This is a genomic window from Sphingomonas faeni (genome assembly GCF_023195535.1).
GTDB classification, from domain to species: domain Bacteria; phylum Pseudomonadota; class Alphaproteobacteria; order Sphingomonadales; family Sphingomonadaceae; genus Sphingomonas; species Sphingomonas faeni_B.
In genome coordinates this window covers 125,862-140,726 of sequence record NZ_JALPNF010000005.1, presented here as the reverse complement: position 1 = coordinate 140,726, position 14,865 = coordinate 125,862, and the positions used below count along the sequence as shown (strand labels likewise).

The following is a 14,865-nucleotide window of genomic DNA, read 5'->3' as shown; positions in this document are numbered from 1 at the left end:
GTATATCAGGACGAGTTGACGGAAAAACGCGACCAGCGATTGGAATAAAGCGACAAGTTCACGAACTCTTTCCTCGAGTTTTACGGTCCCTTCACCCCCTCGCGATATAGCGGGCCTCCCAAGAGTTTTCGCGAGTATCCCGTTGGACCTGAGTTTTCCCCGTTTCGATCGCGATGCCGAGGTCACCGTTCTACCGGGCGACCTCGCTGTCCTGATCGTCGGTATCGCCGCCCGCCAGGCAGCGAGTCCGACCGCGGTGGTACAGGCCAGCTTCGCGCGGACGACGATCGATCCCAAACTGTTCGCGCCGCTTCACGGTGCGTTCAACGGTCCGATGGCAACGGCTTTAACCCGGTGGAAGGACGAGTGAAGATGCGGTTTACCGCGGCGTTTCAGCCGATCTTCAAATCCTGCGACTATGTGTCGTGCGTGCGTATCGATAGGGGGCCCCCCGCCCCGATCAGAGGTTTCAAATGATCGAGAACCAGAAAATCCGTCCCGGCAAGGTCATCGGACCACTCGGTGAGCAACTGACGCTGGATACGCTGCCGCCACCCAGCACCACGCGGTGGGTGGTGCGTCGCAAGGCCGAAGTGGTCGCAGCGGTGAATGGCGGTTTGCTCAGCGTCGACGACGTCTGCGCCCGCTATGGCCTGACCGTCGAAGAGTTCGCCAGTTGGCAGCGCGCGATCGACCGGTCGGGCATGCCCGGGCTCCGCGTCACGCGCATCCAGCACTACAAGTCGTTGTACGAGCGTCAACAAAAGTACTGAGACCTAAAACTCAAAACGCGGGCGGAACAAAAATCCCCGCTCGCTCGTCTTTCCGCCATCGCCCGGATACGGGTTCAACGGAGGGAAAATATCATGGGTCTCATTCTTTGGCTGATCATCGGCGGCGTCATCGGCTGGATCGCCAGCATGATCATGCGCACCGACGCGCAACAGGGCATTTTCCTGAACATCGTCGTCGGCATCGTCGGCGCATTCATCGGCGGCCTGGTCCTGTCGGGTGGTTCGATCAACAACGCACCGCTGACGCTGACCTCGTTCCTGGTCTCGCTGCTCGGCGCAGTCGTACTGCTCGCGATCGTGAACCTCGTGCGTCGCGGTAGCGTCCGCTAAGTCTCGCATCGTCACGCGAAATGAAAGGGCCGTCCGGGCGACCGGGCGGCCCTTTTTTCGTGTGTGGAGATGTTCGCTGGATCTCAGTGGCCCTCTCGATCCTCCCCCGCCAGGGGGAGGTGGCTGTCTCTTGCCAGACGGAGGGGGAAGAAAGGGTAACCCCTGTTCCGTGTCCTCCCCCTCCGTCACCTTCGGCGCCACCTCCCCCTTGCGGGGGAGGATCGAAGATGCGGGGGAGGATCGTAATGCGGGTCAGTTCAGCAGGAACCGCACCGAGAGCGTGACGGTCACGTCCTTCTCGCCCGGCGCGATCTGCGTGCTGTCCTTGGCCATCGACGCGCGGGCCATGAACATCGGCTGCGGCGAGCCGCCGGTATCCTGCCCCGATTCGGCGATCGACACGATCCGCGACACGCGCAAGCCCGCCGCCTTCGCGTAGAGATCCGCGCGACGCTTGGCCTGCGTGATCGCGTCGGCCCGCGCTTCGTCGAGCGCCGTCTCGGGCTTGTCGATCGACAGGTTCGGCCCGTCGATCTGGTTCGCGCCCTCCGCCACCAGTGCGTCGAGGATCGTCCCCGACTTCGCCACGTCGCGGAACCGGATCGAGACGGTGTTGGTCGCCTGGTAGCCGGTAATCACCGGCGGCTGGTTGTCGGCATAGCGATATTGCGGCGCCAGCTGGACCGACGACGTCGCGATGTCGCGCGGCGCAACGCCTGCCCGCTTCAGCGCCGCGAGCACCTTCGCCATCCGCTGCGCATTGTCGGTGAGCGCGGCTGCGGCGGTGGTCGATTGCGAGACGACGCCGGCGCGGATCGTCGCGAGATCGGGCACGCGGGTCGTGCGACCCTCCGCCGTCACGTCGAGCACGGTGCCCGCCGCCGGGATCATCGGCTCGACCGTGCTCGGCGCGGTCTGCGCGATGGCGGCAGTTCCCGGCAACGCGACGGCGACGCCGGCCAGCGTGGTGAGGAACGTTGCGATCTTCATGATTATGTCTCCCGTGTAGCCCCGTGTGGCCATAGGTCGGCGTGTGGCGCCGGGGACGTCAACGCAAGCTGAACGTCTACCAAATTCTCCGATCCTCATTGCGAATAGATCGGATTCGAAGCATGTCTTCGAGTCCGTGCTCGTCGAGGGGCTTGAGCACGGTGACTTATTCATATAACACAGCGAATGAACGGCGAAGCGGGTCGAGACAAGACCGGTCGAAATTGGGATTGTGACGCGCATGAATTACGAGACGAAGATGGTCGGTGGCGAGAGGGAAGAGCCGTTGGCGTTGCCGGACTATAGCGCGCCATCGCATCGCCGCCGCAATGTCATCATCGCCGTGATCCTGGTGCTGGCGATCGCGGTGGCGGTCTATGCCTTCAAGTCCGGCAAGAAGGATGTCGCGGCCGCGACTCCGGGCGCGCAATTGCCGACCGTGTCGGTGGTCGTGCCGGGCCGGCAGGCGGTCGACCGGACGATCTCGGCGACGGGCACGCTGGCGGCGCGCCGCGAGATGCCGGTCGGCGTCGCGGGCGAGGGCGGGATGATCACGCGGGTGCTGGTCGAACCCGGCACCTGGGTCGCGGCGGGCCAGGTGCTCGCGACGGTCGATCGCTCGGTCCAGAACGAGACCGCGGCGTCGCTCGCCGCCTCGGTCAGCGTCGCGCGCTCGGACGAGACCATCGCGCAGGCCGAACTCGATCGGGCCAAGCAGCTCGTCGATCGCGGCTTCATCTCGAAGGCCGATCTGCAGCGCAGGGCGGCGACCCGCGATGCCGCGGCGGCGCGCGTGAAGGTGGCGCAGGCGACGCTCGGCGAAGCACGTGCGCGCAACGGCCGGCTCGACATCCGCGCGCCTGCCGCCGGCTTGGTGCTGACCCGCGGCGTCGAGGCCGGCCAGATCGTCGGGCCATCGGCGGGCGTCCTGTTCCGCATGGCGATGGGCGGCCAGATGGAGATGCGCGCACAGTTGAGCGAAGCGGACCTGACCGGGCTGCACGTCGGGGCGCGCGCGACCGTCGTGCCGGTCGGCACCACGCAGGGCTATCCCGGCGAAGTATGGCAGGTTTCGCCCGTGATCGATCCGCAGACCCGCCAGGGCATCGCGCGCATCGCGGTCAAATACGATCCGGCGCTGCGCCCCGGCGGGTTCGCCGCGGCGACCATCGTCGGCGGCGTGACGCAGGCGCCTTTGCTTCCCGACTCCGCGTTGCAGAGCGACGAGAAGGGCAATTACGTCTATATAGTCGGCCCGGGCGACAAGATCGTCCGGCGCAATGTGAAGATCGGCCAGGTCTCCGATGCCGGCGTGACGATCGTCGGCGGCCTCGACGGCTCGGAGCGCGTCGTACAGTCCGCGGGTGGCTTCCTGGCACCCGGGCAGACGGTCAAGCCGATCACCAAGAAGGCGAGCTGAGCCCATGAACTTCCGCAACATCTCGGCCTGGTCGATCCGCAACCCGGTTCCGCCGATCGTGCTTTTCCTGGCCCTGATGCTTGCGGGCGTCGTCAGCTTCATGCGGATGGACGTCAACCGTGACCCCGACATCGACTTCCCGATCGCGATCGTCGTCGTCAACCAGCCCGGCGCCGCGCCGACCGAGATGGAGACGCAGGTCACGCAGCGCGTCGAGGCGGCGGTGCGCTCGCTTCAGGGCATCGACGAGATCAACTCGACCGTCACCGAAGGCAATTCGGAAACGGTGATCCAGCTCACCATCGGCACCCCGATCGACCGCGCAGTGAACGACGTGCGTGACGCGATCGCGCAGATCCGCAGCGACCTGCCCGACGGCATCCTCGAGCCACAGGTCTACCGCGCGAACACCAGCGGCAACGACGTCGCGAGCTTCGCGGCGATCACCACCGACATGACCGTCGAACAGCTCTCCTGGTACATCGACGACACCGTCACCAAGGAATTGCTGTCGATCCCCGGCATGGCGACGATCAGCCGCAACGGTGGCGTCAGCCGCGAGATCCGCGTGATCCTCGATCCGCTGAAGCTCCAGAGCCAGGGGCTGACCGCAAGCCAGGTCAATTTGCAGTTGCGTCAGGTCAATCTGAACGCGGCGGGCGGGCGTGCCGAGATCGCCGGGTCCGAACAGTCGATCCGCGTGCTCGGCAACGCGCGCGACGCGAGCGACCTCGGCCAGACGCAGATCAACGTCGGCAATGGTCGCACCGTGCGTTTGGCCGACATCGCGCAGGTCCGCGATCTCTACGCCGAGCAGCGCAGCCGCGCGACGGTCGACGGCCGCCAGGCGATCACCTTCGATTTCCAGCGGGCCAAGGGTGCGTCCGACGTCACCGTCTATCATCAGGCCGTCGACAAATTGCGCGCGCTCGAAAAGCGCAATCCGTCGGTCAAGTTCGTCCAGCGCTACACCACCACCGAGTATACCGAAGCGCAGTATGAAAGTGCGATCCACGCGATGATCGAGGGCGCGATCCTCGCCGTCATCGTCGTCTTCATCTTTCTGCGCGACTGGCGTGCGACCGCGATCTCCGCGCTGGCGATCCCGTTGTCGGCGATCCCCGCCTTCTGGTTCATGGACCTGCTCGGCTTCGACCTGAACGGCATGACTTTGCTCGCGCTCAGCCTGGTTGCAGGCGTGCTGGTCGATGACGCGATCGTCGAGATCGAGAACATCGTCCGACACATGCGGATGGGCAAATCCGCCTATCAGGCATCGATCGACGCCGCCGACGAGATCGGTCTCGCCGTGCTGGCGACGACGATGGCGATCGTCGCGGTGTTCATGCCGGTCGCGCTGATGCCGGGTATCGCAGGCCAGTTCTTCAAGAATTTCGGCCTGACGGTGGTCGCCGCCGTGCTGATGAGCCTCGCGGTCGCACGGCTCGTGACGCCGATGATCGCGGCGTATTTCCTCAAGTCGTTCGGCCATGCCAGCCACGGCGAGGGCAAGATCATGGACTGGTATGTCCGCACGCTCCACTGGACGCTCGACAGCCGCAAGGCCGCGGCATGGCGCGCGCGCGGCGGCATCCGGAAGATGTTCAACCGCGTGATGGATCACCGGATGTGGGCGATCGGCGCGGGCGTGGTCGCCTTCGCGCTGACGCTGTTCATGTTCACCGTCATCCCCTCGCAGTTCCAGCCGACCCGCGACGAGGATGATTCGACCGCGCAGATCGAGATGGTGCCCGGCACCACGCTGGCGCAGACCGATGCGGTGGTCGCGCGGGTCGGCGAGATCCTCAGCCAGCAACCCGAAGTCGCCACCGTCTATGCCCGCACGCGAGTCGGCAGCGGAATCGTGACCGCGAACCTGCGCCCCGATCGCAAGGAGAAGTCGGTCGATTTCGAACGCCGGCTCGCACCGCAGATGACCGCGATCCCCGACGCGCGCGTGTCGTTCCGGTCGCAGTCGGGCTGGGGCGGCAGCGGGCGTGACGTGACGATCGTCCTCGGCGGCAGCGATCCCGCCAAGCTGCAACAGGCGGCGGACAAGATCGTCGCCGAGATGGGTTCGCTGAAATCGCTGACCGCACCGCGCGTCTCGGGCGGCATGCAGCGCCCGGAAATCGTCATCCGCCCGCGCTTCGATCTCGCCGCCAATCTCGGCGTGACCACGCAGGCGCTGTCGTCGGCGATCCGGATCGCGACGCTCGGCGATATCGACCAGAACTCGGCGCGCTTCTCGCTCTCCGATCGCCAGATTCCGATCCGCGTCGCGCTCGATCAGTCGGCGCGGACCAGCCTGTCGACGATCCAGAACCTGCCCGTATCGACCGCATCGGGTGGCTCGGTGCCGCTCAACCTCGTCGCGGATATCGGCCTCGGCTCCGGCCCGACCAAGATCGACCGCGTCAACCAGCAGCGTCAGATCACGCTCGGCGCCGATCTCGCGCCCGGCGTGGTGATCTCGGACGCGATGAAGCAGGTTCACGCACTGTCGTCGATGAAGAACCTGCCGGTCGGCGTCAGCGAACTCACGCTCGGCCAGAGCAAGTGGCAGGCCGAGATGATCACCAACTTCATCACCGCGGTGATCGCGGGGACGTTCCTCGTGTTCGCGGTGCTGGTGCTGCTGTACCGCCGCGTGCTGCCGCCGTTCGTCAACATGGGGTCGCTGCTGCTCGCGCCGCTCGGCGGGTTGCTCGCGCTGTGGGCGACCGGCCAGCCGCTGTCGCTGCCGGTATATATCGGCCTGCTGATGCTGCTCGGCATCGTCGCCAAGAACTCGATCCTGCTGATCGACTTCGCGCTCGACGAGATGAGCAAGGGCGTCGATGCCTTCACCGCGATCATCGATGCCGGGCACAAGCGCGCGCAGCCGATCGTGATGACCACGGTCGCGATGGTTGCTGGCATGGTGCCGACCGCGATGTCGCTCAGCGGCGATTCGTCGTCGCGCGCGCCGATGGGCACGGTCGTGATCGGCGGCCTCGCGCTGTCGACGCTGCTGACGCTGCTGATCATCCCCGCGGCATTCAGCCTCGCGGTCGGGATCGAGCGCTATGTCGGGCCGCGGCTGAGCCGTCGCCTGCTTACCTATCGTCCGGGCGACAATGGCGACGACGTGATCGAGATCGCCGGACCCAATCCGGGGCCGTTGCTCGGGCCGGCGACCGGCAAGCTCGGTCACGGCCGCGATCGGGGTGACGGCACGCAACCCGCCGAGTGAAACCCCTGAGGCACGCCTCTCTGCACCCGGGCACCCGAACCGCCGCAGCGGCGTGAACATTCGGGGCGCCCGGGGATTGTTACGGGCATGACGCTTTTACCCCGTATGCGCCCGGCCGGCGAAGCCCCTCCACCGGCGCTCGTCCGCATGCGGATCGTCGCCACCGGCCTGCTCGTGTTCATGGCCGCGACGTTCTTCGTCAGCCGCGCGCTCGTCCCCGTCCACCCGGCCTTCGGGTTCGTCCGCGCGTTTGCCGAGGCGGCGATGGTCGGCGGTCTGGCGGACTGGTTCGCAGTTACCGCGCTGTTCCGGCACCCGCTCGGCCTGCCGATTCCCCACACGGCGATCGTGCCGCGCAACAAGGACCGGATCGGCGACACGCTCGCGCAGTTCCTCCGCGCGAACTTCCTGATCCCGGTCGTGATCGCGCGGCGCACGCGCCGGCTCGACGTCGCGGGGGCGATCGCCCGCTGGCTGACCGATCCGCCGGAGGGGGCAGGGGGGCGTTTTCGGCAGGGCGCGTCGAAGCTGGTCGCACAGGTCTTGGAAGGGCTCGACCCGGCGCGGCTTGGCGGGATGGTCAAGGCGGGGATCGGCGCACGCCTGCGCGCCACCGAAGTCTCGCCGATCCTTGGCCAGCTGCTGAAGGCCGCGATCGCCGAGCGCCGCCACGCGCCGCTGCTCGAAAGCGCGATCCGCTGGGCGGCGAAGACGCTGGCCGCGAACGACCACCTCGTCCGCGCGATGGTCCATGACAAGGCCGGCTCGATCCTGCGCTGGACCGGGCTCGATACGACCGTCGCGGACAAGCTGATCAGCGGCTTCGACAAGCTGCTCGCTGAGATGGCCGAGGACCCCGAGCATCCCTTGCGCCTGAAGGCGGAAGAGGGGCTCGATCGCCTCGCCTGGGATCTCCAATACGACCGCCGCATGCGCGAGCGCGTCGAGACGATGAAGAACGACCTGCTCGACAATCCGGCGATGCAGCGCTGGCTCGACGGCCTGTGGGAGCAGGCGCGCGGGGCACTCCTCGCAATCGCCCGCGATCCCGAGCGCGCGATGGCCGGCAAGCTCGGCGACATCCTCCGTCAGCTCGGCGAAACGCTGCAGCACGACCCCCGCATGTCGCGCACGATCAACCGCTTCGTGCGGCGCGCGGCAGTCGGCGCGGCGGCGGATTACGGCGACGGCATCGTCAAGCTCGTGTCCGAAACGGTGCGCAGCTGGGACGCCGACACGATCACCAGTCGCTTGGAAAACGCGGTCGGCCGCGACTTGCAGTATATCCGGGTGAACGGCACGATCGTCGGCGGGCTGGTCGGACTGGTAATCCACAGCGTCGATGTGCTGTTGTGACCGGGGAGCGTAGGATCTTTTAGATCGTACGGGGAAGGGCGGTTTTACAGGTATCGTCCGGTCGTTTGTGGCTGTCCGGGTTAAGTAAGACCTGGACGGGTTGGCTCTGAAAACAGATCGAGATGGGACGGCGCTTGCCGACATCGAATGTCTGGGTTGAAGAGGATAGCGGCCGCGAGCTAAGATGCTGTTTGGGCCGGGGCCACCGGCAAGTCGTTCACAACGGCGCGTAGTGCGCGGTTTCGACCCGCGTTCTTTTGTGCATCACATCCGAAGTCAGCAACGTAGATGTGATCAAAGCCGGGGCCAATCCAGCGGATCGAGATAATACCAGCTTCAGTAACCTGCGGCGTGTCTGGCGGGCAATTTTCCGATAAGAACCGCTTAGACGTTTCAGCCGTCGGACCCGAAGCAGGCTTGAACACTGCGATCCGGTCCAGCAACTGCTCGTATGTGATACTATTAATCTTGAACGATGAAGGTGATCGTCCTTCCTTCTCTACGTTGACGACAGACTTCCCATTGCCTTTCGCATCTATCGCGACGCTCAAGCCAGATGTCCGCACCTCAACCCTGCTGACCTGCGCCTTCGTTTTATCCGACCCGCATCCGGCAACCAATGTCGCCACAAGACAGAGAATTAATGACCGCATGAGGGATGTATGCGGGCGTCTTGGAACGTCGGCAAGTGGGCGGAAGCGGAATGGCTGGAATGGAGAGCAAAGCGGTCGGCCTGCTAATCTCTTCGGAAGCAGAGAATGCAGACGGGGATCGGAGATAGCGCGATCAGTGCGAACACAATCGCCCCGCCCACGTCACCTCCAAGTTCAAATCCAAAGAACGCAAACGTAAACCATGCCATTGCGACGATGACGAGCGTGTAGCAGATCGCCACGATCCGAGCCGAGATGTCTGCTTTGCCGGTCATCTTGGCGACGATACCGAATGAATGATCGTCCGCAATAGGGAGCGGCATACGTCCCTTCAAACGCCTGCCATTGGGCGAAAGCGGTCAAGGCCGGAATGGGAAGGTCAGCGGATATTGCGGCAGGTAGGGGCTGCGGCGGAGAGGACTTCCGTCAAGTGTGTGAGCGTCCTTTCGCCGGCTCCAACGGTCGGGCCATTCTTAGACGGCACATACAGGCGAAACTCATAATTCGCCTTGCCCGTCCAGTTAACCGCCTCAACTTCATATTTCCCGTCAATCAGCCGAAATGCGTTGACGTCGTTCGCTTGATTGTGACCGAAGTGAAAGCTCAGTCCCGTCCGACGAGCCGCTACTTGCATCCGGCAGATTACTTGCTTCGGCGATCCGGGGATGGCGACTTCTTTTGTTTGGACGGGAATTTCGGTTTTCGGTGCACAGCCCAACAGCAACGCCGTCGATACCGCAATCACGTTCAATGAGGATCCCATAAGCCCGCTTACAGCAGGAAGCGAAGGCCTGCTATCGAGCGACAGCGGAATAGCCGGTTTGGGTGGTTAGCTGCCGTCCGGTTTAACCCATCGGCGGAAGAGCGCCTGCCGTCCGGCCACTCTCGCTTGGTGCTCCGCTGCTGCCTGCTTTTGGAAGTCGCTACGGCTGTAACCGATCGCCCAGCGGTAAAGAGAGACGAGCATGATGGCGAACATTCCCGCGCCACCAAGCGCAAGAACGGCGAGGACAGCCGGACCGTCATGCGAAAAGCCTAGAGCCTCCAGTGCGGCGATCACCGCTAGGCTCAAGAAAACCGGAACACCCCAAACAAGGCGCTGCGCGAAGGCGAACACCGGGTTGTATCTTCGGTTCGCCCAGTCCCGATCCATCCAGTTGATCAGCGCACGAAATATGGCGGGTCGCTCCTTCGTCACCGTCTTATAACCTACTACCAATGTTCGCTATTGGGCGATAGTTACCGACCAAGTTTGTTAATTGCTAATTCGTCTCGCGCAACGAAGCTACCGCTCCCAATCCGGCATCGGCCAGCCCTTAGCCTTTGCCAGCAACCGCAAAGGCCCATGCGCATTCACGGCGAAGGGTTCGTCGGCCCATTCGAAGGTCGGGGCGTCCGAAACATGGTCGGAATAGAAGCGGACGTGCGCGTGATCTCGGGCGATGCCTTCGCGGTCCATCCAGGCCTGGATCATCCGCAGTTTTGCCGGGCCGTAGCAATTCTCGCCTTCGATGCCGGCGAGCAGCACGCCGTCGCGGTCGCGCAGGCTCTCGGTGCCGATCACCGCGTCGAAGCCCAGTCGCCGCGCGATCGCCTCGACGTAGAATCGGTACGACGCGGTCGCCATCACCAGCCGGTAGCCGGCGGCGCGGTCGGCCTCGATCTGCGCGCGGGCGCTCGCGAACACGCCGTCGCGCATCACGCGGTCGGCGAAGGCTTCGGCCGCCCGGCGTTCTTCGGCGGGGGTCATGCGCTTGCCGAGCATCATCCGCTGCATCAGATATTTGAGGCGGCCGCGGCTGATCAGCTTGCCGACATAGCCGAGCGCCGCCACCCCCGCGAACGGGACGAGCGCCAACCGCCACGGCGCGCCGCTCTTCCGCGCTGTGTGGAGCAGGAACGGCGTCCAGGTCGGCATGTGCGTGATCGTCCTGTCCATGTCGTAGATGGCAAGGCTAACGCTTGGCCGGGCGGGCGTATCGGCGGGCGGCGGGCCTGATGGGCGGGCAGGAGGCAATTCGGTCATCGTCGCGACTTACGCCGCATTCATCTTGCCGATCCAGTCACTTTGCCGCAAAGGTGCCCCCGATGAGCGCGATGGCCGATTTCCAGCAGGACGGTGCCGATACCGGCACGCTTCGCTTTACCGGCGATCTGTCGCTCGCAAAGATCGGCAATCTGCCCGATCGGCTCGAGGCGGTCGATGCGTCGTCGGTCAAGCGTGTCGACCTGAGCGGGGTCGACCGGATCGACACGATCGGCGCCTGGATCGTCCACCGCTTTGCCGCGCGCAACGACGCGACGATCGACGGGCTCGACGCCAACGACCAGGCGCTGTTCGACCAGGTCGTCGCCTCCGACCAGCCGCTCGCAGCCAGGCCCGCCAAGGTCAGCGCGGTCAGCCGCGTGCTCGGCGAGATCGGCGATGCGGTCGTGCTGTCGGGCAAGACCATGCTCGGGCTGCTCGGCTTTCTCGGCGCGACCACGGTCGCGTTCGGCAGCGTCATTCGTCACCCGCAGCGCTTCCGCTTCAACGCGGTCGTCCAGCGTTTCGAAGTGGTCGGCGTCGCCGCGCTCGGGATCGTCGGGCTGATGAGCTTCCTGATCGGCATGGTCATCGCCCAGCAGGGCGCGGTCCAGCTCCGCCAGTTCGGTGCCGAAGTGTTCACGATCAACCTCGTCGGCCGCCTGACGATCCGCGAGCTCGGTTTGCTGATGACCGCGATCATGGTCGCCGGTCGCTCGGGCTCGGCGTTCGCGGCGCAGCTCGGCACGATGAAATTGACCGAGGAGATCGACGCGATGCGGACGATCGGCGTGTCGCCGATGGAGGCGCTGGTGCTGCCCCGCGTGCTCGCCGCGATCGTGATGATGCCGCTGCTCGGCTTCTACGCGTCGGTGATCGCGATCATCGGCGGCGGCCTGCTCTGCTGGGTGCAGCTCGGCATTCCGCCGGTCACCTTCATCGCGCGCATCCGCGAAGTCGTGCCGATCACCGACCTGTACATCTCGCTGATCAAGGCGCCCGTGTTCGGCGCGATCATCGCGATCGCCGGCTGCTTCCAGGGCATGCAGGTCGAATCGGACGCCGAACAGGTCGGCCTGCGCACCACCTCCGCGGTCGTCCAGGGCATCTTCCTGGTGATCGTCCTCGACGCGTTCTTCGCGGTCTTCTTCACCTGGCTGGGTTGGGACTGATGCCCCGCAATACTGACGATACCAGCGACAACATCATCTCCGTCCGGGGATTGAAGAACGCATTCGGCGATTCGGTCGTGCACGAGGGGCTCGATCTGGACGTGCGGCGCGGCGAGATCCTCGGCGTGGTAGGCGGCTCGGGCACCGGCAAGTCGGTGCTGATGCGCTCGATCATCGGTCTCCAGACCCCGGTCGCGGGCGAGGTCACGGTGTTCGGCGAGCCGAATATCGGCCGTGAAGAGACCGAAGCGACCGAGATTCGCAAGCGCTGGGGCGTGCTGTTTCAGGGCGGTGCGCTGTTCTCGACCCTGACGGTGGCCGAGAACGTCGAAGTGCCGTTGCGCGAGTTCTACCCCGATCTGTCGCCCGCGTTGCTCGCGGAAATCGCGTCGTACAAGGTGGTGATGACCGGCCTGCCGGCGGATGCCGCCAACAAGTTTCCCGCCGAGCTGTCGGGTGGCATGAAGAAGCGTGCCGGTCTCGCCCGTGCGCTCGCGCTCGATCCCGAACTGCTGTTCCTCGACGAGCCGACCGCGGGGCTCGACCCGATCGGTGCGGCGGCGTTCGATGAGCTTACCCAGTCGCTGCAGAAGACGCTCGGGCTGACGGTGTTCCTGATCACGCACGATCTCGATACGCTGTACGCGATCTGCGACCGGGTCGCGGTGCTGGCCGACAAGAAGGTCATCGCGGTGGGCACGATCGACGAACTGATCGCGCTCGATCACCCGTGGATCGAGGAATATTTCAAGGGGCCCCGCGGTCGTGCCGCGGTCGCGACGCAAGAGGCGCACGAGCGCGCCGACGAAGAAGCGGCCCGACATCCTACTGAAGTCCAGTCCAAGCAGTCCGCGCCGGACGACGCCGACGCGACATACGCCGAGAAAGAAGCAAGGACGCGCTGATGGAAACCCGTTCGAACCACGTCCTAGTCGGCGCCGTCGTGCTGATCCTGCTGGCCCTGCTGGCGCTGTTCACCGTGTGGATCGCGCGGCTGGGCGGCAAGGAAGAGAAGGAATACGACATCTTCTTCCGCCAGTCGGTCGACGGGCTCGCGCGCGGCTCTGCCGTCGTGTTCTCGGGTGTGCCGTCGGGGCAGGTCAAGACGATCTCGCTGTGGAAGAACGATCCGCAGTTCGTCCGCGTCCGGATCAGCGTCAACGACGAGACGCCGGTGCTGCAGGGCACGACCGCGTCGATCTCGGGCGTCGGCTTCACCGGCGTCAGCCAGGTGTCGCTCGATGGCGCGCGCAAGGGCGCGCCCGCAGTCTCCTGCCCCGACGTCAATGGCCAGCCTTGCCCGTACGGTGTGCCGGTCATCCCGACCAAGCAGGGCGGCCTCGGTGCGATCCTGAACTCGGCGCCGCAGTTGCTCGAGCGCCTGTCGACGCTGACCGAGCGGCTGACCGGGTTGCTGACCGACCGCAATCAGGCGTCGATCGCCGGCATTCTCGAGAACACCAACCGGCTGACCGATGCGCTCGCCGATCGTGGTCCGGAGATCGCCGCGACCCTCGCGCAGACCCGCGTCGCGATCCAGCAGGCGGGTGATGCCGCGCAGCAGTTCGGCGTGCTCGCCAAGACCACCAACGGCGTGCTGTCCGAGGAGGTCAAGCCGGCGATGGCGAACCTGAACAAGGCGATCACGTCTGCGCAGCAGAGCGCCGACACGCTCAACGCCGCGATCGGCGATGCGCGGCCGGGCCTGCAGGCGTTCTCGAAGACGACCATCCCCGAGGCCAACCGTCTGGTCCACGACCTGCGGACGACCGCGGCGGCATTGTCGTCGGTCGCCGAGAAGGTCGACCAGCAGGGTGCGAGTTCGCTGATCGGGCAGCAGAAGCTCCCGGATTACAAGGGTAAGTGAGGCACGCCATGAAGACACCGCTCATCCTGATCGCGATGCTGCCACTCGCCGGGTGCATCAGCTTCGGCGCGAAACCGCCCCCCACGCTGTTGACGCTGACGAGCGTTTCGTCGGTGCCGGTCGGCCAGAACCAGGACTCGGCGACCGCCAAGTCGATTACGATCCAGACGCCGGTCGTGCCGCAGTCGCTCGCAACCGCGCGCGTGCCGGTCCAGGCGACGCCGACCTCGATCGCATACGTCACCGATGCGCAGTGGGCGGAGCCACCGGCGCGCCTGTTCGCACGGCTGGTGTCGGATACGGTCTCGTCGCGAACCGGGCTGGTCGTGCTGTCGACGGCGCAGTCGATCGGCGACCCGGGCGGTCTGCTCGGTGGCGAGCTGCGGTCGTTCGGGCTGGATGCGACGACTCGCGAGGCGGTCGTGACGTACGACGCGTCGCTGATGCGCGCGGGCAAGACGTCGGTCGAGAAGCGCCGCTTCGAGGCGCGCGTGCCGGTGTCGGCGATCGATGCGCCTTCGGCTGCGGCCGGGATCAACCAGGCCGCGAACCAGGTCGCGACCGAAGTGGCGGACTGGATCGGCCGCTGAACGACCTGTTGGTTTGAGCGTTGAAGCTCTCTGACGAGGAGAGCGGCAATGCCACAGGGTGACAAGGACGCGTACACCGACAAGCAGAAGCGCAAGGCCGCGCATATCGCGGATGGCTATGAGGCGAAGGGTGTTCCCGAGCCTGAGGCCGAGGCGCGGGCCTGGGCTACGGTGAACAAGGATTCGGGCGGGGGCAACAAGTCCGGCTCGGGTCGGGGCAAGCCCGATACGCAGGCGTCTGCGCGGAGTGGTGATCGGTCCGCGGCGGCAAGAAAGGGTTGGGAGACCCGACGGAAGGCTGCGAAGGGCTGACAATACTTGATCCTCCCCTGGGAGGGGAGGTGGCAGTCCGCAGGACTGACGGAGGGGTATCGCGCTGTCGACAGGGTTTCACCCCTCCGTCTGGCAAGCGCCAGCCACCTCCCCTTGCAG

General features: G+C 65.5%; 17 protein-coding genes. 11 read left to right on the top strand and 6 right to left on the bottom strand.

The genetic code is table 11. From position 1 onward, the window contains the following. The first annotated feature begins 142 nt into the window (after positions 1-142). From SPHN_RS11690 to SPHN_RS11680, 3 genes are all read left to right on the top strand, one after another. Complete coding sequence (locus SPHN_RS11690; RefSeq protein WP_128453948.1) at positions 143-370, top strand: hypothetical protein; 228 nt, start codon at positions 143-145, stop codon at positions 368-370. A 103-nt stretch (positions 371-473) separates the two neighbouring features. Beyond that, a complete protein-coding gene (locus tag SPHN_RS11685; RefSeq protein WP_056412261.1) occupies positions 474-773 on the top strand; it encodes a DUF1153 domain-containing protein in 300 nt (99 codons plus the stop codon). Positions 774-866: 93 nt separating this feature from the next. Then, positions 867-1,124 (top strand): GlsB/YeaQ/YmgE family stress response membrane protein, encoded by a 258-nt coding sequence (locus SPHN_RS11680; protein ID WP_055881539.1) that lies wholly within the window; start codon positions 867-869, stop codon positions 1,122-1,124. A 252-nt stretch (positions 1,125-1,376) separates the two neighbouring features. On the opposite strand, the gene SPHN_RS11675 is transcribed toward SPHN_RS11680, so the two are convergent. Next, a complete protein-coding gene (locus SPHN_RS11675) occupies positions 1,377-2,114 on the bottom strand; it encodes an SIMPL domain-containing protein (protein WP_248523497.1) in 738 nt (245 codons plus the stop codon). Positions 2,115-2,355: 241 nt separating this feature from the next. Here SPHN_RS11675 and SPHN_RS11670 point away from each other — a divergent pair, with 241 nt between their 5' ends. The 3 genes from SPHN_RS11670 to SPHN_RS11660 all read left to right on the top strand — a co-directional run bounded on the left by SPHN_RS11670 (position 2,356) and on the right by SPHN_RS11660 (position 8,125). Beyond that, positions 2,356-3,534 carry an efflux RND transporter periplasmic adaptor subunit gene (locus tag SPHN_RS11670; protein WP_248523495.1) on the top strand — a complete coding sequence of 393 codons (1,179 nt, stop codon included), beginning with the start codon at positions 2,356-2,358 and terminating at the stop codon, positions 3,532-3,534. A gap of 4 nt (positions 3,535-3,538) precedes the next feature. Beyond that, positions 3,539-6,769, top strand: a complete 3,231-nt coding sequence (locus SPHN_RS11665; RefSeq protein WP_248523494.1) for an efflux RND transporter permease subunit — start codon at positions 3,539-3,541, stop codon at positions 6,767-6,769. Positions 6,770-6,856: 87 nt separating this feature from the next. Next, a complete protein-coding gene (locus tag SPHN_RS11660; RefSeq protein ID WP_132736413.1) occupies positions 6,857-8,125 on the top strand; it encodes a DUF445 domain-containing protein in 1,269 nt (422 codons plus the stop codon). Between the two features lie 179 nt (positions 8,126-8,304). On the opposite strand, the gene SPHN_RS11655 is transcribed toward SPHN_RS11660, so the two are convergent. The 5 genes from SPHN_RS11655 to SPHN_RS11635 form a co-directional block, all read right to left on the bottom strand. Beyond that, positions 8,305-8,676, bottom strand: a complete 372-nt coding sequence (locus SPHN_RS11655) for a hypothetical protein (RefSeq protein WP_248523492.1) — start codon at positions 8,674-8,676, stop codon at positions 8,305-8,307. 185 nt (positions 8,677-8,861) lie between these two features. Continuing rightward, a complete protein-coding gene (locus tag SPHN_RS11650) occupies positions 8,862-9,113 on the bottom strand; it encodes a hypothetical protein (RefSeq protein WP_248523491.1) in 252 nt (83 codons plus the stop codon). Between the two features lie 44 nt (positions 9,114-9,157). Continuing rightward, entirely contained in the window at positions 9,158-9,529 is a 372-nt protein-coding gene (locus SPHN_RS11645; protein ID WP_248523489.1) for a hypothetical protein, read from the bottom strand. A gap of 78 nt (positions 9,530-9,607) precedes the next feature. Beyond that, positions 9,608-9,976: a hypothetical protein gene (locus SPHN_RS11640; protein ID WP_248523487.1), complete on the bottom strand. Its 369-nt coding sequence runs from the start codon at positions 9,974-9,976 to the stop codon at positions 9,608-9,610. Positions 9,977-10,063: 87 nt separating this feature from the next. Further along, positions 10,064-10,804: an HAD family hydrolase gene (locus SPHN_RS11635; protein ID WP_282580544.1), complete on the bottom strand. Its 741-nt coding sequence runs from the start codon at positions 10,802-10,804 to the stop codon at positions 10,064-10,066. 62 nt (positions 10,805-10,866) lie between these two features. Here SPHN_RS11635 and SPHN_RS11630 point away from each other — a divergent pair, with 62 nt between their 5' ends. The 5 genes from SPHN_RS11630 to SPHN_RS11610 are packed head-to-tail and all read left to right on the top strand — an operon-like array spanning position 10,867 to position 14,745. After that, complete coding sequence (locus tag SPHN_RS11630; protein ID WP_248523486.1) at positions 10,867-11,976, top strand: ABC transporter permease; 1,110 nt, start codon at positions 10,867-10,869, stop codon at positions 11,974-11,976. Further along, positions 11,976-12,881 carry an ABC transporter ATP-binding protein gene (locus tag SPHN_RS11625; RefSeq protein ID WP_248523484.1) on the top strand — a complete coding sequence of 302 codons (906 nt, stop codon included), beginning with the start codon at positions 11,976-11,978 and terminating at the stop codon, positions 12,879-12,881. The genes SPHN_RS11630 and SPHN_RS11625 overlap by 1 nt, the downstream gene beginning before the upstream one ends. Continuing rightward, a complete protein-coding gene (locus tag SPHN_RS11620) occupies positions 12,881-13,843 on the top strand; it encodes an MlaD family protein (protein WP_248523482.1) in 963 nt (320 codons plus the stop codon). Before SPHN_RS11625 ends, SPHN_RS11620 begins: the two co-directional genes overlap by 1 nt. An 8-nt stretch (positions 13,844-13,851) precedes the next feature. Then, positions 13,852-14,433: an ABC-type transport auxiliary lipoprotein family protein gene (locus SPHN_RS11615; RefSeq protein ID WP_248523480.1), complete on the top strand. Its 582-nt coding sequence runs from the start codon at positions 13,852-13,854 to the stop codon at positions 14,431-14,433. Between the two features lie 48 nt (positions 14,434-14,481). Further along, positions 14,482-14,745, top strand: a complete 264-nt coding sequence (locus SPHN_RS11610; RefSeq protein WP_248523479.1) for a plasmid stabilization protein — start codon at positions 14,482-14,484, stop codon at positions 14,743-14,745. Positions 14,746-14,865: the final 120 nt, after the last annotated feature.